Raw genomic sequence first — 19,382 nt, 5'->3', positions numbered from 1 at the left:
AACTCCTCGACCTCCGCGATGGTGAGGTGGCCACACATCGCTGCGAGCGGGTTGAAGTTGCGCGCCGAATCGCGAAACCCGAGGTTTCCGTGCCGATCGCCCTTCCAGGCCCGGATAAGGGCAAAGTCGGCGATGACCGCGTGCTCAAGAACGAACTCCCTGAGGCCGTCGGCGGTATCGATTACCTGCGTGTGCTTCCTAGGCGACGAACGAAGCACGTTGCCTTCACTGTTCGTGGCGCCACGGGAGCCCGCCACCGGCAACCTGAGTTCCGACGCCGGTTGCAGTGAAGAACGCCGGGATAGCGGATCCGCCAGCACGCATGCGCTCTGCAAGAGTCCCCTCGGCGTCAACTCGAATTCGAACTCGCCCGCCGAGTATTGGCGAGCGAACTCTTGTTCTCTCCCATACGACGACACCATCCGCCGAATGCGCTTCGCGGCTAGGAGCAGCCCCAGGCGCCAGTCATCGACCCCGCAATTGTTCGCCACGACCTCGAAATCCGTCGCTGCGGCCCCCAACACAGCCGCGATCACGCCGACGGGATGCCACACAACCCAAAGCCGCCCACTCCAGGGTGGCGCCGTCTGGAATGTCGGCGACCGCGTCAGCCGCCGAACGAACGACCTTGTCCATCTAGCTCATGCTCTTCGTGTTCTTCAGACGAATCGAACCGCCCGATCCTGCGATTCTCGGCCGGGTCAATGGCGGCCTGTCGCTCCAGGGACGCAATTGCTCGAACCTGAATCCAACGGCGGCGACGATGTTCGGCTCGAGCATCCAGGTCGCCACGAGATGCCAGTCCAAGCACACCGCCGGAACCAGGGCCGTTGGGGGAGGGGCGCGCCCCGGTTCCGACGGGTGGCATCGGTGACGGACATGGCCGCCTCAGGTGATGTCGGCCTCGCCGAGCGGACTCAACGTGACGAACGCGCTCTGATGGAACACGAGCGGCGCCACATCGTGCGACAAGCTGACCGCCCGGATACGAAGGAGCACGAAGCTGTGGTCACCGGCAGGGATCTCACTCTCGGGAACACAGTCGAACCGCGATACCGAATTCGCGAGGAAGACGGCACCTCCCTCGGTGACGTTTCCCAAGTCGATCCCCGTGAAGCGATTGCCGTCGCGTGCCGCCAGTTGACGCGCCTCAAGCTGCTGGTCAGCCGCAAGCACGCTGACACCCAGCGACGAGAGGTCCCGCAACACCGCCCAAGTTCGCGAGCTGTTCTGGACAGCGACGCCGATGAGCGGTGGATCGAGTGAAACCGGTATGAACGCGCTGATGGCCATGCCGACGGTTTCCCCGTCCGGCGTCGTGCCGCAGAGCGCCACGACACCGCTCGGGAAGGCGCCGAAGTGCCGCCTCAGCACCTCCGGCGTCGGGTGGGTGTCGTTGTAGTACGGCGTGTTCCGAGTCATCTCAGGGGCTCCTCAGACCAGTCCCTCGGCGACCGCCGAGTCGATACTCGACTTCTCGCCCAGGTAGCTCGCCTCGAGCAGTTCCGCGTCACGGCGGAGTTCGTCCGCCGTGCCCTCCGCGACCACCGAACCGTGCGCCATCACGTAGCCGCGGTCCGCGACGGATAGCGCCGCAAGGATGTGCTGCTCAACGAGGAGCACCCCCATACCCTTCTCGTCAGCGATGCTTCGCACGATCGGGAGCAACCGCTCGACGATGATCGGGGCCAGACCCAGGCTCATCTCGTCAAGGAGGATGACCCGCGGGTCAGCGATCAGCGCCCCGGCGAGCGCCAACATCTGTTGCTCACCGCCCGACAGCAACGCCGCACGTCTACCCATCAGGCTCGCGAGCACTGGAAAGTGGCCCAGAACGTCGTCCAGTGTGACCGTCGAGCGGCGGTGTCGACGCAGACGGAGATTCTCCGCAACCGTGAGCCGATAGAAGAGCCCCCGGCCCTCGGGCACGAGAGCGAGCCCGCGACGCGCCACGACGTGCGACGCTGCGGGAGCGACCGTCCCACCGACATGGACCGTGCCGCCCAACTTCGGGAGGGCACCAGCGATCGTGAGCAGGCTGGTCGTCTTGCCGGCTCCGTTGGCCCCCAACAGGCACACGACCTCGCCGGCCTCGACCTTCAGGTCGAGGTCACGGACGACGGGCAGCTTGCCGTAGCCACAGGTGAGGCCCCTGGTTTCGATCAGAGCGGTCACCGTCCCACCTCCTCCTTGTCGGCTCCGACCTCGGGCACGAGCTCTGTGTCTTCGAATGACTGGCTGCCGAGATACGACTCGAGTACGCGAGGGTCATTGCGCACTTCGTCGGGAGTTCCGTCAGCGATCTGCATGCCGAACTCGATGACGTAGACGCGGTCGCAAACACCCATGACCAGGTGCATGTCGTGGTCGATGAGCAGGCAAGCAACGCCTGTAGCGGCTATCTCCCGCAGCTGTTCGCCAAAGCCTCGACTCTCCTCACTGTCGAGTCCGGCAGCTGGCTCATCGAGCAGCAGCACTTGGGGGTTCATCGCTAGCGCACGAGCCATGCCGACGGCCTTCTGTCGGCCGAGCGAAAGCTCCGAGGGCTTGCGGTCCGCAACGTCGGCCAACGACATGAGCGCCAGCGCTCGGTTGACCTCTTCCGCCGGAGGCGAGGTGGGGCGCACGGTGTCGCGCAGCATGCCCCAGGCCTCATTCCCGGTCTCCTGAGCGACGCGGACGTTGTCGGCAACGGACAGGTCGTCGAAGAGCTCGCCGGCCTGCCATGTTCTGACCAGGCCCCGTCGGGCACGCTCGTGCGCCGGACGGCCGTCCAGGCGGTGTCCCGCAAGGGTCACCTCGCCGGCGCTTCGGGTAAACCCAGTCAGAGCGTCGACAAAGCTGGTCTTGCCAGCGCCGTTCGGGCCTATGAGGCCGACGATCTCTCCCGCACGTACCTCGATGTCGACGCCGGAAACGGCCACGATCCCGCCGTAACGGACCGTGACACCTCGCGTGGTCAGGGCGACATCGCCGATCTGCCGTGGGCCTGCGGACTCGGGCACGCCGACCGGGACGTTCGACTCGACGGCGACCTTGGCGGGAGTCTTGCGCGGCCAGAAGCGAGCGCGCATCTTCTCGTAGTCCTCGCGGGTCTTGCCCGCCACGCCGATCGGGTTGAACAGGACCGTCAAGAGCAGGGACAGACCAGTGATGAGCAGGTAGTACGAGCCGAGGTGCAAGTTCCGGTTGGCGAACTCGTAGATGATGCCGAGTGTGGTCCCGAGTCCGCCGAGGACAGCACCCGCGACGCTGGTGATGCCGGTCAGGTAGGCAACTGCCAGGAAGCCCAGACCGACGAATACTCCAAACGACTCTGCCGAGAGTTGGCCGCGGCTGTAACCGATGAGCCCGCCTGCGATACCGGCGAGGAACGACGAGGCTGCGAACGCGGCGAGTTTGACACGCGGGACATTGATGCCGATGGCGGCGGCGGCGCGCTCGTTCGACCGGATTGCGAGCATTGTGCGGCCCGTCCCAGCACGCATCAGGTTGCCAACGCACACAAAGGCCACGACGACGATGACGAGAACCATGATGCCGAAGGGCAGCCGCGCGATGTTCTCGCCCCCGCGCACCGAAAGATTCCAGCCGAACAGGGACGGGTCGGGAATGAAGTTTCCGGTTGCAGAGACGAGCTGGGGGTTGTTGATGACGAAGTCTTGGAGCGTGAGCGCCGCTGCCAGGGTGACCACGGCAAGCTGAGCACCCCGGATTCGCAGTGCCGGGATCCCGACAAGGACGCCCGCCACAGCCGCAAGCGTCGCCGCAATAAGCAGGGACAGCGGGAATGGCACCGAGTCGCCTAGCTTGGACAAGACAATGCCGGCAACACCCGCAAAGGCCGCTTGAGCAAGTGAGATCTGACCGAGCATGCCAGTGAGCAGCACAAGGGAAAGAATGATCAGCGATACGGCCAGGCTTGTGATCAGGCCGAACCGGTAGGTGCCGGACGTCATCAGAAGGCCGACGAGGCCAAGGCCGGACCAGAGCGCTACCGTCCAGGGTCGGTTGCGCGGAAGCATCACGGCCGGCAGCGGGGTGCGTACGTCGTCGCCGCGGGTAGGGATCGCGCGGCCCAGTACGAAGAGCGCCACGACGATTACTACGAACGGCACAACGTTGGTGAGACCCTGCTTCGCCCAAGCCGGCCACCAGGACATGTTATTGGAAAGGTAAAGGAGCTCGGACTGGACCACACCGAGCGACAGGGCACCAACGAGGCCGATGGCGAGCGAACTCATCCGCGCGATCAGCGCGCCGGCCAGTGCCGGAACTACCAGAAGCGGCATGGTCTGCGGCGACAGCGTGTTGGTGGCAGGGCCGGCGAGCACCAAGATGAAAGCAGTGAACATCGACGCGACGGTCCACGTGACCAGCCCGGTCACCGAGGGCGATAGGCGGGCGAATCCGGCCGCCCGTTCGTTCTCGGCCGAAGCCTGGATCGCGAGGCCCATGCGTGACTTCTGGAACCACACGGTCAGCGCGACCGAGAGCACCAACGTGATACCGATGAGCCACAGGCGGTCCACCGCGAGAGGAACTCCTGCGAAGTGCACTACTCCCTGTGGGAGATTCACAGCTCGCAGCCGGGGCTCTGTGTCGTACTTGAGCCCTACCGCCGCCTGAAGCGTCAGCAAGATCCCGACCGCCGCGACGACCTTCGCAAGCGGCGGCGCCGTCCGCAGAGGCCTCGAGACGGCCAACTCGATCAGAGCCCCCAAGACGCCGGCGGTGGCCACCGCGATGGCCACCGCTAGCCAGGTGGGCACATCCCCTACCTCGAAGCTCGGCAGCCACGGGATCGGTAGTGTCAATCTCCCTTGGCGTAGCTCTTCGAAGACATACATGGGGACTGCAGCCGTTGCAGCCGCAGCGAAGTTGATCATGCCCGTGCCCTGATAGGTCAGAACGATCCCGAGGGTCAGGGCGGCGTAAACCGCCCCGACCCCCAGGCCGAGCACGAGGAACAAGAAGACCTGGTCCACAACGCGCCTCTCAGCTTGTTTCTCGGGTGTTGGCCCTGCTACGGCAGGAGCGCGGAGATGTCCACGGGCTGGCCGGGCAGCGGCACGAGGACGCCCTTCTCGTTGGGAGAAGAGTTGATGCCACCGGTGCCGCAGGCGGTCGTCTTGGGCCAGGAAGGCATAGAGCAGTCCCAGCCGTTCGTGCGGAAGGGCTCGCGGTCACCCTTCGAGGTGGCCAGCCCGGTGCGGACTGCCTGAGGGGTCAGCGGGTCCGTCGTCTTGTCCAGGCTGGTGAGCACCTGAGCGGTGATGAGGGCGTCGTAGAACCCGTTCTGGCGCTGGGTAATGCTGCTGGTCTTGCCCATGTCCGACTTGCCGTACGCATTGAAGGCGTCGATGTCGGGCCGCACCTCGGACGGGATGTTCGTGAAGTCCGGGACCCAGTAGGGGGAGTTGAAGATGACCTTCTTGAGCACGGACGGGTCGAGCTGCGGGATGATCTCGACGTTCGAGCCTGCCGTGAAGTAGCCGTCGAACCCAGCGGTCCGGAACGCCGGCAGCGCAGCCAGCGCGTCCCCAGCGATGTAGCCGGCAATGGCGTCCGGCTTCCATGCGAGCACCGTGGCAGCCTGAACCGTCCAGTCAGACTGGGCGGGCACATAAAACACCTTGGTGTCGACGCCCAGCTGCTTGCCGGCCGGCTCGATGACCTTGCTGTAGGTCTCGTGGCTAGCCGGGTTGTCGACCATCAGGACCGCGATCTTGTCGGCCTTGAGCTCGTGCAGCTGGACGAGGTTGGCGGCGTAGCCCTCCTCGGCCGAGTACTCGAAGAAGAACGCGTCACCGACGGCGGAGTTCATTCCAGGGGTCAGCGGGAAGCTGCCGATCTCGGCGAGACCGGCCGACTTGAGCACGGGGAGCATGGCGTCAGCGCCGAAGTCGGCGCCCTGAACGGCCGCCACGACCTTCTGCTCGACGAACTGGTTGGCGCAGCTGACCGATGCCTCGGGAGTGCCATCGGTCTTGCAGTTGATGGCCTTCAGCGGGTGGCCGTTGATGCCGCCCAGGTGCTCGTTGACGTACTTGACGCCGGCCTCGAAGCCGATACGGACGTCGGGGAGCGAGATTGAGCCGCCCTCGAGATTGTGGAAGCCGACCGTGACGGGGTCCTTCGACTGGTCTGCCGCAGTACCGTCCGGTGCCCCGGACGGGGACTTCGACCCCGCGCTCGTCGCAGGCTTGGCCGCCGAGTTGTCGCTTCCACAAGCAGAACTCACAGCGAGCAGGACGGCGAGAATGACTCCCGTCGCGAACTTGGATGTCCTCACTGTGTCACCTTTCGGATCGGTAGACGGTCGCCCGCCTGGCTCGGGCTGAGCGTGCGATTCACGTCACAGTCCCGTTGGGCACCGTACGGTACATGAGATATCGTACGCCGCAACAGACCCTTGTCGGAGGAACCGTGAAGACGCTTCGAATTGCACGTGACGGTCGGGGGTTTCCTCGGCTCGAGACACTGGCGCTGCCGTTTCTGACACAGGGCCCGACCGCAACGACTGCCGATGTTGAAGCGGCGCCCGAACCAAGCACGATGACGTCGGTTCGGCATGTGCGGGCTGTCAGCGTGCCCGCCGGACTGCTGGAGGTGGTCAACGGAGCGTGTTCCCGCCGGCTCTTCCTCCTGGTCTCCGGTTCACTCGAGGTGACGGTCCCTCACATGCGGGCAACGTTGCACGAGGGCGACGTCCTCTTCGTGGACGTTCCCGAGCGGCTCGCTGCCGCGGCGGAGCTGACCGCAGCTATGGGCTGTTCCTATCTCGAGGTACAGGTCGGAGCAGGGTGGTTGCCCGTCGGCATCGTGCCGCCCGCCCTCGACGAGGAGCCGAGGTCGGACCCGTCCGCACTGCGTGTGGTGCGGATGGCATCCGACGGCGAACGCGCGCACCTGACTCCGTTTGACGCACTCTTCACTGAGTGGCCCGCACGACCTCAAGACGTATCGGCGCTGACATTCATCTGCCTTTCGCCTTCGATGACTTCCGACTGGCACACGGAGGAGGGGGTGACGCTGCTTGTCGTCCTAGCCGGCGGCTTTGAGGTCGAGGTGGGCGGCAACGGAGGGCGCCGGACGCTAAGGCCCGGCGACACCTGCCTCGTCGAGGACTTCGAGGGCCAGGGACACAAGAGCGCAACGCACGGGGAAACCCGGTTCGCGGCACTGAGACTTCCTCGCGACCACCACTGGAGCGGGGACGCAAACACCGGAAGGACTCACCCATGAACGAGCAGTTCGACCTCTTTGAGGCGATGGAGACGTGCAGGTCGATCCGCCGACTCAAGTCGGACCCGCTCCCCGATGCCCTTATCGAGCGGCTCATCCACTACGCGACGCGTGCACCGAGCGCGGGCAACCGCCAGCTGTGGAAGTTCCTCGTCGTCACGGCCCCCGAAGATCGTCGCTGGTTTCGCGACATGCTGGTCGAGGCCATCGGACATCGCTTCCCGGAGCCTGCCTCGGACGACGACTCACCCACGGCGCATGGCGCGCGCCGCTACAGGGAGTTCATCTTCGAGTTCGACCGCCTTCCAATGCTGATCCTCCCGCTGATCGAGAACGCGTTCCCGAACGCCGAGAAGCCCGACGCTCACTTCGCATGGTCCTCGATCTACGCCGCCACACAGAACCTGCTTCTCGCGGCACGCGGCCTCGGTCTCGGCGCAGCGATGACGACGAACCACCTGGAGAACGAACCTGCCGTCCGCGAGCACTTCGGCATCCCGTCGAACTTCGAAATCGGCGCGACCATCCCGGTCGGTTACCCGATTGGACGCTATGGTCCGCTGACTCGCAACCCAGTCGTGCCGACCATGTTCCGCGGCAAGTTCGGGACCGAGTGGCAGAGCAACACGTCGCATGACATATGAGATCTGATATGGACTATATTGGCCGCCAGGCTTATGATCGCCCGTCATGGAGTTGGTGACCGATCCGCGACTTCGCGAGATCATCGAGCAGATTCAGCCTCACGTCGAGGCCAACCCCGCACCAGCCGTGCGACAGCCGCCGAGCGATGCCACCGAGCGCGCCGCATGGTTCGCCGATGTGACGGCGGAGCGTGAGCGGCAGCAGACACAGACCGTTCAGATGAGTGGCGGCGGCGCGCCTTCCCCCGAGGGCGTCGAGGTCAGCGAGATCCGCATCCCCGTGACGGGATCCTGTGGCTGGTCGGGCTGCGTTCCCTGCACGGCCGGGGCGATCGACGCCATCGTCTACCGACCGATCGGTGTCGACGACGCGCCCGCCTACCTGAACTTTCACGGCGGCGGTTTCTGGATCGGCGGCGGACTTGACGTCATGCGGCTCAGCGCCCCGGTGCTCGGAGCTCGAGCACTCGAGCTCGGCGTAGTCGTCGTCGACGTCGACTACCGGATGACTCCGACGCACAAGTTCCCGCTTCCTGTTGAGGATTCCTACGCAGCTCTGTGCTGGGTCGCGACCAACGCCGGACAGATCGGGGTGGATGCGAGCAGGCTTGCCGTCGGCGGCAGCAGCGCCGGCGGAGCTCTCGCCGCTGCCGTTGCGCTGATGAGTCGCGACCTCGCCGGTCCGAGCCTGTCCGCTCTGGCGCTGCACATCCCGGTGACCGACAGCGGCTGCAACACCGGCTCCATGCATCAGTTTGCTGAGGGGTACACGATGACCCGCAAGCATGCCCTGGAGATGTGGGACATGTACTTGGCCACGCCGGCCGACGTGCATAACCCCTACGCGTCCCCCATGCATGCTTCAAGTCTTCGAGGACTCCCCCCAACGTTGCTGGTCCTGGGCGACTACGACGTCCTGCGCGACGAAGGAAACGCGTTCGGGCAGAGGCTCGTCACCGATGGAGTGACGGTCACTACGCGCCGCTTGCCGCAGACCCACGGCGCTCTACTGCCGGAGAACTGGCCGGAGACCGAACGCCTCATCGCTCAGCACCTTCGCGCGAACCTGCTGGGTCCGTAACCGCGGAGCTCTCTCGGAGGTAGTTGCCTGTCCTAGCCGGTGATCTCCGCGGAGATGCAGACGTCCGTCCGTGAGACCACGAAGGCGGGGCCAGTGCATCGCACTGGCCCCGCCTTCGGGCATTGGTTGCTTTCGGTCGAGCATCCCTCTCGCTGCCGAGGATCCCCGGTACATCTCCAACTGGCCGACCGCGTGCAGTCCAAGGGTCGCCAGCGTCTGCGAGATCGCTTCAGGCGTACAGCTCCGTGGCTTCGATAGGCCTGGGGGTGTTCACAGTGATGCGCCACCGTCGCTGCCGACGACCTCCCCAACCATGGCGCTCGCTGCATCCGACGCCAGGAATGCCACGACATTTGCCGTCTCTTCATGCAGGAGGTACCTGCCGAGCTGGTTGCGGATCATGGCGTAGAACCACATGTCGTTGAAAGCAGGGATCTTCGCCTTGGTCCGCACCATCGAGCCAGGGTTGACCCCATTCACCCGGATGCCGTGCTGGATCGTCTCCGCGGCGAGGAACTTGGTGAACGATGCGAGCCAGCTCTTGCCTGTGCCGTAGAGGAGGTTGCGAGGCGCAGTCGGGGTGTTTGCGGAGGCACTGCCGATGTTGATGATGTGGCCGCGCCCTTGCGGAATCATGTAGTCGAGCGCGGCTCGGCTCGCGTACATGGGCCCGGCCATTGTGCCGCGCAGTGACCTGTCGATGTCGTCGCGACTGGCGGTGCTGAAGTCGACGACTGCGACGTCGACCGCGCTGTTGACGAGCACGTCAATGCCACCCAGCCGGTCGTTGCATTCAGCCATCCACCGCTGGATGTCATCCCAGTCTGTGGCGTTTCCGAAGACACCGAAGGCACGGGTTCCCCACTTCTCGGACACGCTCTTGGCGACACCGTGCGGATCTGGACCGGCGTAGTTCGGCATGCTGCCTGTGGAATCTGCCGAGTCCACCTTGATGTCGACCAACGCGACGTCGGCGCCGAGCCCGGCGAAGCGGTTCGCGCAGGCCTGTCCGAGGCCTTTGCCGCCGCCACCGGTGATCACGACCTTGCGGCCGCGCATGTCGAGCAGGTCGGTGACTCGACTCTCAATCGAGTCGAACGGCATCCGATTTTCGTCCCAGAGCATCTCGAGGTTGTCACCCGCCTCGAGGGCGCGACCGTAGAGGGTCTTGAAGTATTCACTCATCAGCGTGCCGATCTCCTCACCACAGGGGGCTTGCTCACAGACCCAGGCGAGTCGGCTCTTCGGCGCCACCAAACGCGACGTGGCCCGCGCCCTCGGCCCCGCCCCGCATGCTGTCCGCGAGCGGCGTGTCCAGCTCGTGCAGACGCGGGAGCACCTCCTTGGCGAAGAGTCGCATCGAGCGCTCAGCCTGCTCGATCGGCATCGCACCGAACCTGACGTTCAGGACGAACTCCTCGGCGCTGGTCTTGGCCTGGACCTCCTTGAGCTTCTCGAATACCTGGTCCGGCGTGCCGTACGCCTGCGGGCGTGCGCTCTTCTGAGCAAGCGTCTCCTGGTCGGTGATCGCGTTGCTCAGCTTGGCGTACTGCTCGTAGCCCTTGGTGTTCTTGAAGCGCTCCGGGTCGTCGAACTGATAGTGATGCTTGCTGCTCTCGCCGGCCTCCAGGGAGTGCACCTTCATGGCCTCCCATGCTTCCTCCTCGGTCTCCGCGCACACCATCCGGATCACGACCGTGGGCTGGGTCGGCTCGAGGCCGTTGCGTGCCCGGATGCTGTTGAAGGCGGCGACGTCGCCAGCGTAGTCGTCCCAGCTCTTCTGGTTGGTCATCAGCATGCCGACGCCGGCGTTGGCGGCGATGGGAAGCGTCTCGGGGCTGGTCCAGGCGATTCGCATGCGGTCCATCAGGCGCTGCGGATTGCGGAAGGAAGGACGAATCGTGGTCTCGGGGATGGTGAAGTGCTCGCCCTCATGGGAGAACCACTCGTTGGACATCGCCTTGCGGAGGATGTCGAGTGTCTCGTTGAAGCGGCCGCGCGCCTCGGCCATGGGCACACGGAACGCGTCGAACTCGCGGATCGCGGCCCCGCGGCCCATGCCCAGCGTGAGCTGGCGGCCCTTGAGCAAGTTGTCGAGCGCGGAGATCTGGTCGGCAACGATGAGCGGGTCGTACCAGGGCAGCACCACGATCATCGTGCCAAAGTCGATCTTGCTTGTCCGTCCGGCCATGAACGTGAGGTGCTGCAGCGCTCCTCCGGTCATGACGTACGGCGTGAAGTGGTGGTCGATTGCCCAGTACGAGTCGAAGCCGAGCGGCTCGACGAGCTCGGCGAGCGCCATCTCCTCGTCGTAGATCTGCTGATCGCTCACCTTCGGAGGACCGGGTGCCTTCGCGAGGAAGCGGTCCCAGTCGTGGTAGTTCTGAAAGTTGAAGTGAACTCCGACCTTCATGGTCTTTCCTCCAGCATCGTCGAGGGGGCGCCCGTTCCCGCGGCTCGTGGACCCGACGGGCGCGGGTCGCCCGGAGTTAAGCACCGCCCCACGGGACGGCTCCACGAGTCCGTTCCGGCTCGCAGAACTAGTCGTGAATCCCACGCAAACGTTCTGTCCAGCGATACGAAGTACTGGATCAAGGAAGCGTTCCACCTTGATTGTCGGCGGCATGAAGATCGGTGCCCAGCTAGCCGTCACTGCCCACACAATCGACGCCGCAACTTTGGGCCGCGAACTGGAGGCAAGGGGCTTCGAGTCCTACTGGGCGCCAGAGCACACCGTGGTGCCGAAGCATCCGGCCATTCCTTTCCCCATGACTGGGGGTCAAATCCCCGACGTCTACCACCAGATGGCGGACCCCTTTGTCGTCTTGAGCATGATGGCGGCAGTCACCAATGAGCTGCGGGTCGCAACAGGCGTCTGCCTGGTTCCAGAGCACCCGCCCCTCACCCTGGCGAAGACCATCTCAACACTCGACGCGTTCAGCCGAGGACGTTTCATGTTTGGCCTCGGCACCGGCTGGCTCCGCGAGGTCACCGAACTCCATAACCCAGCCGCGGGAGCGAAGCCCTGGGGCTACACCATCGAGGCGGTCGCGGCGATGAAGGAGTTGTGGTCTCACGAGTCGGCTAAGTACGACGGCGACCTCGTCTCGTTTCCGGAGATGGTCTGCGACCCGCGTCCCGTACAGCGTCCGCACCCTCCGGTGATCGTGGGGGCACAGCCCACACCGGTGGCTGCGCGCAGGATCGCCGAGTGGGCGGACGGATGGCTCGCCACGGGCGTGACGCCAGCTCAGGTCGCGTCGTTCCGGGCCGCGATCGACGCCGAGTGCACGCAGATCGGTCGAGATCCCGCAGAGGTGACCATCACGGTGGGCGTGCGCGACGCCAGCGCGGAGTACCGCGACGCCTACGCTGAGGCCGGCGCGGAACGCCTCATGGTCCTGCTTTACAACCATCCCGGCACCCGAATCGCGCTGGAAGACTGGGCAGCCGTCGGCGTTGCGACCCTGTCTGCGCCACCGCCCACCCCCGAGGAAACTCTCCGTGCTCTGGACGCTGTCCGAGAGATGGCCGGCCTGTGAGCGCGCGGACTCCCCGACTTCTGCTCGATGCTCTGAACTTCGCCGAGAGCCCTCGCTGGCATGACGGCCGCCTCTGGTTCTCCGACATCTTCGCGGACAAGGTGATGGCCGTCGACGAGTCAGGCCACGCCGAAGTCGTCGTCAAGCTCACAGATGGGCGCCGTCCAAGCGGCCTGGGGTTCTTGCCCGATGGCCGCCTGCTGATCGTCAATCTCAACAAGCCGGAGATCCTCCGCCTCGAGCCCACCGGCGAGCTCGTCGTGCACGCCGACCTGTCTGCACTGGCCGTCGGCGGCCTCAACGACATGCTTGTCGATGAACAAGGCCGCGCCTACGTCGGCTCGATGGGTACGCACAAGAGTTCTGAACCCCGCCCGGTCGACGCCGACGGGGTCATCATCCTTGTCGAACCGGACGGCGCCGCCAGCGTCGTTGCCGACCGGCTCGACGCACCTAACGGCCCTGCCCTTCTCGACGATGGGCGCACCTATGTCGTCGCCGAGTTTCCCGCCCAACGGCTCACGGCGTACGACCGCGCCCCAGACGGGATGCTCAGCGGCCGGCGCACATGGGCCGAGCTAGCTCCTGGGGGTGCCGACGGGATCGCCGCGGATCCGAACCGCGGAGTCTGGTGCGCGTCGCCATTGACGTACGAATGCCGACTGGTCCTAGATGGCGGGGCCGTCGCTGACGTCGTGGACCTCGACGACCGGATGCCGTTGGCCTGTGCCGTCGGTGGCGATGACGGCCAGACCCTCTTCGTGCTTAGTTGCCTTGGCGGTGCCGAAGCCATCGGTGCGCGCACCTGCACTTCCGTCATCGAAACCGTTCGGCTTGACTCCTGATCCAGTCCTGACGCATGTGGTCCGCTACCTGGAACGTCGCGCTCGACGCCCTTGCAGGGCGCCAACATGCTGTGCGGATGCTACGGCGGATGATTATGGAAGGTTTGGAGCAGTGGGGCCGCTGGGTCCTGAACTCCTATGCCCTGGAGGTTCCCTCGCTGGTGATTGCGGGGGACCTGTCCCCGGATGACGGTGCGGTCCCGCTGGACTCTGCTGATTGAGCCGTACCCGAGGACGACGTGGCGGAACGGACGACGTCCCCGCGAAGCCTTCGGCGATCGACGGCGTTACTTGCTCCACTCTCCAGGGAGTCCAGTCGGAACCAGGTAGCGCCGGCGGCCTCCCGACCTCAATGGACGGACCGTTTCGAGCCACTGCTCCATCATGTCGACCTCTTGACTGACCGCCACGAAGCTCCGGAACGCGCCTCCCCAGCCCTCGACAGACCACACAAAGGTGAGTTCACTCTCGCCCGTCCCCGAGGGTGTCTGCCAGGACGTCATTAGGTGCATGCCGTTTCGGGTTGCGGCCGGAAGATAGATGTCACGAACGGCAACGAGATACTCGTTCATCTTCCCTGGCAAGACCTCAACCTGTTCAAGCAGGTGGACCGCCCGCGCATCAATTCCCGCTGCCTCGAGTGCAGCGTCCGCGTGGCGAAGATCGGCCATCCTCACCGGGTCGATGGGACCGTCGTCGCTCCAAATCGTTCCTGCCGAGCTGGAGGCCTTCACCGAGTCCGGAGCGTCCGGAGCGAGGTAGTCGTTGATGAGGTTCGCGTGGTACGGATGGCCGGCGTAGAGCCAGAACGCGTCCTCGTTCTCGAAGACGTTGCGCCACACGAGGTCGTGCCCACTGCCGGGCGGAGCCCCCACCAGCTCGGACTCCAGGAATCCGGGGATGTGCTCAGGAGCGGCTGCAAGCACTGCTCGGAGGCCGTCGATGCGCTCACGGGTGACACCGGCGCGGAGCTGAATCGGATACGTCCTGTGGAACATGACCCTCAGAGCGCCCCTCCGGCGCGCAGCGCCGCGATCCGCTCTGCGTCCAGCCCAGCGAGTTCCTCGAGCACCTGGTCAGTATCCTCGCCGTAGCTGGGCCCGGACCGGTCGTATCTGCCGCCAATGTAGGTCGGGGTCTCCGAGAACAACGTCGGATGCTCCTTGACTGGCCACCGGCCAAGCTCACTCTGCTCGAGCTCCACCAGCCAGCCGAGCGCCTTCAACTGGGGGTCTGTCTCGATCCGATCCTCCGCCGTCTGGCACACGCCAGCGGCCACACCATGCCCTTGAAGCTCGTGCATGAGCTCGAAGCCGTCCCGCTCGCGCGTGGCCTCAGACAGGAGTCGCTCCAACTCGACGGCATGCTGCACACGGTCCTCCAGCCGCGTGAACCGCGTGTCCTCACGCAGCGCGTGCATACCCAGGACCTCAGTCACGGCATACCAGTCCGCATCGGTGAACGCCGCCAGCGCAAGCCAGCGATCATCGCCCCGCGTCGGGAATGCCCCATGCGGAGCGGCCAGCTTGTACGGCGAAGCGTTCCCGTAACGGGCCCAGTCGCGCCCGTTGACCGTCTTGTCCAGGATTGCGGTGCCGGTCAGATACAGGCCGGTTTCGCCCTGCGAGGCGTCAATGTGACAACCCCGGCCGGTCACGTCGCGGCGGTACAGCGCCGCGAAGATCGCTGTCGCCATGTTGTACGCCCCGAACCAGTCCAGGTAGGAGTAGCCGATTCCCGCCGGCGGATAGGGACTCGGAAGGCCCGACATGTCGCTCATTCCCGAGATCGCCTGCGCGCTCGGGCCGAAGGTGCGCACCTGACCGTAACTGCCGCGCTCCCCCAGCCCACTCTGCTGCACATAGATGATGCGGGGGTTCAGCTCTCGGAGCTTGTCGTAACCCAGCCCCATCCGAGCCATGGTGCCCGGTGAGAAGCCCTCGATCACCATATCGGCGTCCCGGATCAAGTCCTCCAGGATCTGCCGCGACTCAGGGTTCTTCAGATTGAGGGAAAGGGACCGCTTTCCCGAGTTGATCTCCATGAACGAACCACTTCGGTTCGGGCTGCCGTCGTCGCCCGTATAGGCCGGCGTAGGCAAAGCCTCCACCGCGGCGTCCCGCTCGGAGCGTCCACCCGGCGGGCAGGCACCGAGAGGACTGAACCGCATCCGGTCCGGTCGACTGATGTGCTCGATCTTCACCACGTCCGCGCCCATCGCGGCCAGGAAGCGTCCAGCACCCGCGCTCGCCAACATCCAGCTCATGTCAACGACGCGCACTCCGGAAAGCGCGAATGGCTTACCGTGCGGGCTGAGGACGGGCTCGGCAGTCCGCGGCGACGCATACGCCGGGTGGTGGACCACCTTTTCGCGACTCCACTCAGCCTCGACCTCATCGGTGTGCTCACCCACTAGCGGCGGCCGCGGCCCCCGTGGCCAGTCGAACTCCTCAGTGAGCCACTTGCCGCCGGTGTAGCGGAAGGTACGGCCAAGCTCAGGGTGTTCGACGTCGAAGAACGCACCGCGCTGCAGCCAGTGCTCGTCATCGACGTTCTCCTCGGGGCGCCGCACAGGCGTCCAGGGAAGGTTGAGCGCTTGGGCGTCGCGCCACACGTCTCGCTCGAACAGGGTCTGCCCCAGCAACAGGTCGACTTGGTGGGCCAGCCTGTCACGCGCCTCATCTGTGTCCCGGTACTCCGTCGCGTACTTGGGGTCGTCCAGGTTCGCTTGGAATCCGTACTTGCGGAGGAGCTCGACAGTCGCGTCCCACTCGTCGCCCTGGGAACGGACGTAAGTGCGATAGGGCAGGACGTAGCGGCCGTCCTTGGTCAGGGCGATCGAAGGGCTGCGCGCAGATGTCGTCGAGTGGCGACATGTAACGCGCCGGTGTACCTGCTTGAGGTAGACCCAGTCAGGCAGGTCTGTCTCAGTGTTCTGGCTTACGGCCTGATGGACGCTCGTCGAAAGTGCCTGGCCCTGCCCAGTGTGAAGCCGATAAATCAGGGCCGCCAGAATCGACATGGCCGCCATCTCGCCGGCGATGTAGTACGCCTGCCACATCTGTGGAGCAATCGGTGGCGTGTCGTAGCCGAGGACCGGGTCCGGGTCGTAACCGCAGTTCATCATCACCCCGCCCAGCGCGAGGTGGACGAGGTCGCTGCCGGCGTAATCGCGCCAGGGTCCGACGTCGCCGAACGGCGATATCCGTGCGTAGATCAGACCCGGGTTGATTTCGCGCAGGTCGTCGTACCCGAGGCCTCGCTCGCGGAGGTAGTCGCGGGGCCGGCTGTCCACGATGACGTCCGCGTGCGCCGCAAGCTGACGAAACCGCTCCTGGTCGGTTGCAGAGTCCAGGTCAAGGACCATCGACCGCTTGCCCAGGTTGTGGTGCCAGAAGTACAAACTTCGATCCGGATGGGGCTCATCGTCGAGAAAGGGACCGTACGTCCGAGTCAGCGCTCCGCCCGGCGGTTCGATACGCACCACGTCGGCTCCGAGCCCGGCCAGCACCTTCGCGCAGTACTCCCCGAGCTCATCGCCGACCTCAAGCACTCGCACTCGCCCCAGGAACGCGAGGTGCTTAGGTGACTCGGCCCCTTCCAAGTCGCCGGGCCAAGCGATGCTCTCGTGCAGTGCGTAGTTCATGACACTCTCCCTTCACTGAGATACGATATGCCATACAGCAAGTCAGCCAGGTGTTGTCTCACCGAGAACACCCCGGCACCAACGCGATAGCGCAGAGGCGGACAGCGGATGATCGAGAGGCCCGACAACCTCACCGACCTGGTGTTCGCGGCGGTCCGCGACTGGATTGTTGACGCGACCTTGCCTCCGGGCAGCTCGGTCAGTGAAGCGACACTCGCCAAGGAACTGGACGTCAGCAAGACTCCGGTCCGCGAGGCCCTGTTGAGGCTGCGCCGGATCGGGCTCGTCGAGCCGACCACGCGAGGCCTACGAGTGACACTTCCCTCGATCGACTCCGTGCGGCATGCATTCGAGTACCGCGCCGTGCTCGAATCGGGCGCCGCGACCTACGTCGCCGCACACGCCACGGGCAAGCAGCTTGAGACCATCGAGCACTGGGCCGCAGAGTCCCTGCGGTGCGCCCGCAACGGCGACCAGCCAGGGTTCCGGCACACCGACCACCAGTTCCATGTGACAGTGGCAGACGCCTCGGGCAACGAGTTCATGCGCTCCGCGATCGAGGACGCATTCGTACTGACGGTCGCCCTACGCCAGCGTGACGTGTCCCTGGTGCGCGACTTCGTGCCTGACGCGCTCGAGCACCTCGAGATCGCTGCAGCGCTGCGCGCCCGGAACGGACCGACAGCAAGCGCTCTGCTGGCTACACACGCGCTTCGAATCATGGACCAACTGCTGCAGGCAATGGCGCAGCCCGCCACCACGGCTTACGCCGGCTGAAAGGAAGTCATGCGCCCGCTCCCACGTCCCACGGTGCTATCACGCCCATTTTGGGACGGCTGCCGTGAAGGCCGACTCCTGGTCCAACGCTGCGCGAGCTGCGGACGGTGCTTCTTCACTCCGAGCGCTTTCTGCCCTCAATGCCTCAGCACGGACTACGAGTGGATCGAGTCAACGGGTCGAGGACACGTCGTCACCACCACCGTGATCTGGAGGCCGCCGACCCCAGCCTTCGACCCGCCCTACGTGGTCGCGGTCGTACGGCTTGAAGAGCAATACACGATGCTCACAAACATCGTCGACGTCGATACAGAAACTGACCTGATCGACTCACCAGTGCGAGTTCGTTTTCAACGCGAGTCTGACGAGATCACGCTGCCGGTCTTCGAGTTGGCGTTCCCCGACGGGAATCACGCATGAATGGTCGTCAGCCTGTCATCGTGGGCGCGTTCAACACGCGCCAGGCCCGCCGACTTGAGGGTCAGACGTCCGACACGGTGACCATCGCAGCTATCCGCGGCGCCTTGGGACAGGCCGGCCTCAGCGTGCGCGACGTCACCGGCGTCAACATCCTGCCTGGCCTGGACTACCAGAACGGCACGCGCAAGTTCGGCTATGCCATGGGCCTCCAGTATTTCTGGGCGGGTCGTGCGATGCCCGGTGCCGCGGCGGTCCTGGAGGCAGCCACTGCGATTGAGGCCGGCGTTACCGATGTGGTCGTTCTTGCGGCCGGCGAGGCGGGCATCCACCAGGATACGACCAGCACGGCCCCGTGGACGCGTCCCTCGAACGAGTTCATCGAGTGCTGGGGACTGATGACCCCAGCTGAGTTCGCCCTCTCTGCGAAGGAGTACATGCATCGCTTCGCCGTCGACCCGGCGAAGGTCGCGCACGTGGCCGCCGTCATCCGCAACAACGGCGCACGCAATCCCGAGGCCGTCTACTACGGTCGCGGTCCTTTCACAGCCGAGGACATCCTGGCCTCGCGAATCGTCGCAGATCCCTACCATCTCCTCGAGTGTGCGACCACAGCCGAGGGAGGCAGCGCTCTCGTGCTCACCACAGCAGAGCGCGCCAGGGATCTCCCATGCGTCCCGGTTGCCGTGCTGGGTGGCGGATCTGAAAGTTGGGGCCCGAGCTACACGCACCCGCCGAACTACGACCGAGTTGGGATGCTCGGCCGCGACGCCGCCAACCGCGCCTTCGCGCGTGCCGGGATTGCCCGCGACGACGTGGACCTTTTCGAGCTCTACGACAACTTCAGCTGGGAGATCATCCGATACTTCGAGGCGTTCGGCTACTGCGACGTAGGCGAAGGTGCCGACTTCGTCGCCGGTGACGCCATCGAGGTCACGGGACGCTATCCAATCGTGACTGACGGCGGCACGATGTCGCACTCCCACACTGGGGAATCGCAGCGCTTCCAACGAATCGTCCAGGCGGTGCGCCAGCTGCGCGGCACCTCAGCCGCGAACCAGGTCCTCGACCCCAAGATCGCGCTCGTGGCCGCCCTCGGCGATGTCGTTCTTCTCGGTCGGGACGACCAACGCTGAGACGTGATATCTGAGATATTCTCATCTGAACAACAGCGCACCGCGA

General features: G+C 65.2%; 16 protein-coding genes and 2 pseudogenes. 8 read left to right on the top strand and 10 right to left on the bottom strand.

Features of this window, described 5'->3' with window-relative positions; all coding sequences use genetic code 11:
• Nucleotides 1-41: 41 nt before the first annotated feature.
• The 6 genes and pseudogenes from ACYQ1K_RS11375 to ACYQ1K_RS11350 all read right to left on the bottom strand — a co-directional run.
• Nucleotides 42-218 (bottom strand): annotated as a pseudogene (locus ACYQ1K_RS11375) (CoA-transferase); the annotation flags it as partial.
• 7 nt (nucleotides 219-225) lie between these two features.
• Nucleotides 226-491 (bottom strand): annotated as a pseudogene (locus ACYQ1K_RS11370) (CoA-transferase).
• 397 nt (nucleotides 492-888) lie between these two features.
• The gene (locus ACYQ1K_RS11365) at nucleotides 889-1,422 is read right to left on the bottom strand and encodes a flavin reductase family protein (RefSeq protein ID WP_459983096.1); all 534 of its coding nucleotides are present in this window, start codon (nucleotides 1,420-1,422) and stop codon (nucleotides 889-891) included.
• Between the two features lie 12 nt (nucleotides 1,423-1,434).
• Entirely contained in the window at nucleotides 1,435-2,175 is a 741-nt protein-coding gene (locus ACYQ1K_RS11360) for an ABC transporter ATP-binding protein (protein ID WP_459983095.1), read from the bottom strand.
• Complete coding sequence (locus tag ACYQ1K_RS11355; RefSeq protein WP_459983094.1) at nucleotides 2,172-4,988, bottom strand: ABC transporter permease subunit; 2,817 nt, start codon at nucleotides 4,986-4,988, stop codon at nucleotides 2,172-2,174. The genes ACYQ1K_RS11360 and ACYQ1K_RS11355 overlap by 4 nt, the downstream gene beginning before the upstream one ends.
• Nucleotides 4,989-5,026: 38 nt before the next feature.
• Nucleotides 5,027-6,295: an ABC transporter substrate-binding protein gene (locus ACYQ1K_RS11350; RefSeq protein WP_459983093.1), complete on the bottom strand. Its 1,269-nt coding sequence runs from the start codon at nucleotides 6,293-6,295 to the stop codon at nucleotides 5,027-5,029.
• Between the two features lie 134 nt (nucleotides 6,296-6,429).
• On the opposite strand from ACYQ1K_RS11350, the gene ACYQ1K_RS11345 reads away from it, so the two are divergent.
• The 3 genes from ACYQ1K_RS11345 to ACYQ1K_RS11335 are packed head-to-tail and all read left to right on the top strand — an operon-like array spanning nucleotide 6,430 to nucleotide 8,973.
• Nucleotides 6,430-7,248 (top strand): cupin domain-containing protein, encoded by an 819-nt coding sequence (locus ACYQ1K_RS11345; RefSeq protein ID WP_459983092.1) that lies wholly within the window; start codon nucleotides 6,430-6,432, stop codon nucleotides 7,246-7,248.
• Nucleotides 7,245-7,892: a nitroreductase family protein gene (locus ACYQ1K_RS11340; protein WP_459983091.1), complete on the top strand. Its 648-nt coding sequence runs from the start codon at nucleotides 7,245-7,247 to the stop codon at nucleotides 7,890-7,892. Before ACYQ1K_RS11345 ends, ACYQ1K_RS11340 begins: the two co-directional genes overlap by 4 nt.
• A gap of 46 nt (nucleotides 7,893-7,938) precedes the next feature.
• Nucleotides 7,939-8,973 carry an alpha/beta hydrolase fold domain-containing protein gene (locus ACYQ1K_RS11335; protein ID WP_459983090.1) on the top strand — a complete coding sequence of 345 codons (1,035 nt, stop codon included), beginning with the start codon at nucleotides 7,939-7,941 and terminating at the stop codon, nucleotides 8,971-8,973.
• A gap of 270 nt (nucleotides 8,974-9,243) precedes the next feature.
• Here the strand turns inward: ACYQ1K_RS11335 and ACYQ1K_RS11330 are convergent, their stop codons facing one another.
• Both ACYQ1K_RS11330 and ACYQ1K_RS11325 read right to left on the bottom strand, forming a co-directional pair.
• Entirely contained in the window at nucleotides 9,244-10,158 is a 915-nt protein-coding gene (locus tag ACYQ1K_RS11330) for an SDR family NAD(P)-dependent oxidoreductase (protein WP_459983089.1), read from the bottom strand.
• Nucleotides 10,159-10,192: 34 nt separating this feature from the next.
• The gene (locus ACYQ1K_RS11325; RefSeq protein WP_459983088.1) at nucleotides 10,193-11,386 is read right to left on the bottom strand and encodes an LLM class flavin-dependent oxidoreductase; all 1,194 of its coding nucleotides are present in this window, start codon (nucleotides 11,384-11,386) and stop codon (nucleotides 10,193-10,195) included.
• A 211-nt stretch (nucleotides 11,387-11,597) separates the two neighbouring features.
• Between ACYQ1K_RS11325 and ACYQ1K_RS11320 the strand changes: the two genes are divergently transcribed.
• Nucleotides 11,598-12,515, top strand: a complete 918-nt coding sequence (locus ACYQ1K_RS11320; protein ID WP_459983087.1) for a TIGR03619 family F420-dependent LLM class oxidoreductase — start codon at nucleotides 11,598-11,600, stop codon at nucleotides 12,513-12,515.
• Nucleotides 12,512-13,360, top strand: a complete 849-nt coding sequence (locus ACYQ1K_RS11315; protein WP_459983086.1) for an SMP-30/gluconolactonase/LRE family protein — start codon at nucleotides 12,512-12,514, stop codon at nucleotides 13,358-13,360. Before ACYQ1K_RS11320 ends, ACYQ1K_RS11315 begins: the two co-directional genes overlap by 4 nt.
• Nucleotides 13,361-13,647: 287 nt before the next feature.
• Here ACYQ1K_RS11315 and ACYQ1K_RS11310 read toward each other — a convergent pair whose 3' ends face one another.
• Both ACYQ1K_RS11310 and ACYQ1K_RS11305 read right to left on the bottom strand, forming a co-directional pair.
• Nucleotides 13,648-14,358, bottom strand: coding sequence for an antibiotic biosynthesis monooxygenase family protein (locus ACYQ1K_RS11310; RefSeq protein ID WP_459983085.1), 711 nt, complete (start codon nucleotides 14,356-14,358; stop codon nucleotides 13,648-13,650).
• 5 nt (nucleotides 14,359-14,363) lie between these two features.
• Nucleotides 14,364-17,006, bottom strand: a complete 2,643-nt coding sequence (locus tag ACYQ1K_RS11305; protein ID WP_459983084.1) for a CaiB/BaiF CoA transferase family protein — start codon at nucleotides 17,004-17,006, stop codon at nucleotides 14,364-14,366.
• Between the two features lie 108 nt (nucleotides 17,007-17,114).
• Here ACYQ1K_RS11305 and ACYQ1K_RS11300 point away from each other — a divergent pair, with 108 nt between their 5' ends.
• Genes ACYQ1K_RS11300 through ACYQ1K_RS11290 form a run of 3 tightly spaced genes read left to right on the top strand, consistent with a single transcriptional unit; the run spans nucleotide 17,115 to nucleotide 19,336 of the window.
• The gene (locus ACYQ1K_RS11300; protein WP_459983083.1) at nucleotides 17,115-17,783 is read left to right on the top strand and encodes a GntR family transcriptional regulator; all 669 of its coding nucleotides are present in this window, start codon (nucleotides 17,115-17,117) and stop codon (nucleotides 17,781-17,783) included.
• Between the two features lie 9 nt (nucleotides 17,784-17,792).
• Entirely contained in the window at nucleotides 17,793-18,203 is a 411-nt protein-coding gene (locus ACYQ1K_RS11295; protein WP_459983082.1) for a Zn-ribbon domain-containing OB-fold protein, read from the top strand.
• Between the two features lie 20 nt (nucleotides 18,204-18,223).
• Nucleotides 18,224-19,336, top strand: a complete 1,113-nt coding sequence (locus ACYQ1K_RS11290) for a thiolase family protein (RefSeq protein WP_459983081.1) — start codon at nucleotides 18,224-18,226, stop codon at nucleotides 19,334-19,336.
• Nucleotides 19,337-19,382: the final 46 nt, after the last annotated feature.

It is taken from the genome of Nocardioides sp. AN3, assembly GCF_054653495.1.
The sequence above is the reverse complement of the archived record's forward strand: the minus strand, read 5'-3'. Positions and strand labels throughout refer to the sequence as shown.

Excerpts from the sequence above, each read along its gene's own strand:
- ACYQ1K_RS11365 (WP_459983096.1), bottom strand. The coding sequence starts at position 1,422 with ATGACTCGGAACACGCCGTACTACAACGACACCCACCCGACGCCGGAG.
- ACYQ1K_RS11340 (WP_459983091.1), top strand. The coding sequence starts at position 7,245 with ATGAACGAGCAGTTCGACCTCTTTGAGGCGATGGAGACGTGCAGGTCG.
- ACYQ1K_RS11335 (WP_459983090.1), top strand. The coding sequence starts at position 7,939 with ATGGAGTTGGTGACCGATCCGCGACTTCGCGAGATCATCGAGCAGATT.
- ACYQ1K_RS11330 (WP_459983089.1), bottom strand. The coding sequence starts at position 10,158 with ATGAGTGAATACTTCAAGACCCTCTACGGTCGCGCCCTCGAGGCGGGT.
- ACYQ1K_RS11325 (WP_459983088.1), bottom strand. The coding sequence starts at position 11,386 with ATGAAGGTCGGAGTTCACTTCAACTTTCAGAACTACCACGACTGGGAC.
- ACYQ1K_RS11320 (WP_459983087.1), top strand. The coding sequence starts at position 11,598 with ATGAAGATCGGTGCCCAGCTAGCCGTCACTGCCCACACAATCGACGCC.
- ACYQ1K_RS11310 (WP_459983085.1), bottom strand. The coding sequence starts at position 14,358 with ATGTTCCACAGGACGTATCCGATTCAGCTCCGCGCCGGTGTCACCCGT.
- ACYQ1K_RS11305 (WP_459983084.1), bottom strand. The coding sequence starts at position 17,006 with ATGAACTACGCACTGCACGAGAGCATCGCTTGGCCCGGCGACTTGGAA.
- ACYQ1K_RS11300 (WP_459983083.1), top strand. The coding sequence starts at position 17,115 with ATGATCGAGAGGCCCGACAACCTCACCGACCTGGTGTTCGCGGCGGTC.
- ACYQ1K_RS11295 (WP_459983082.1), top strand. The coding sequence starts at position 17,793 with ATGCGCCCGCTCCCACGTCCCACGGTGCTATCACGCCCATTTTGGGAC.